Source organism: Algibacter ulvanivorans (assembly GCF_048381495.1).
Taxonomy (GTDB): Bacteria; Bacteroidota; Bacteroidia; order Flavobacteriales; family Flavobacteriaceae; genus Algibacter_B; species Algibacter_B ulvanivorans.
In genome coordinates this window covers 1-301 of record NZ_JBLWGD010000062.1, presented here as the reverse complement: position 1 = coordinate 301, position 301 = coordinate 1, and the positions used below count along the sequence as shown (strand labels likewise).

At 38.2% G+C, this 301-nt stretch carries 1 protein-coding gene; it reads left to right on the top strand.

Annotated features, from left to right (window positions below):
- Positions 1-301: hypothetical protein (locus tag ACNG5D_RS15980; RefSeq protein ID WP_418184526.1), on the top strand; the 301-nt coding region annotated here is incomplete at both ends.

Here is a 301-nt window from a genome sequence, read left to right as displayed (position 1 = left end):
CCTGAAACTATTACCAGAACTTATAGCGTTACCGATGTGTGTGATAACCAAATTTTAGTCACTCAAACCATTACGGTTAACGATACTACAAACCCTACAGCTTCTGGAACTATCGCTGAATCAACAGTAGAAGGTTGTACCATTAATGATGCTACTGCACCTGCTACTACAGTTGCTCAATTAGAAGCTCTTGGGTTAAATATTGAAGATAACTGTACTACAGATGATAACTTAGTAGTCACAAACTCTGATAGCGCTTCTGGCACTTGTCCTCTTGTTGTTACTAGAACATATACCATTA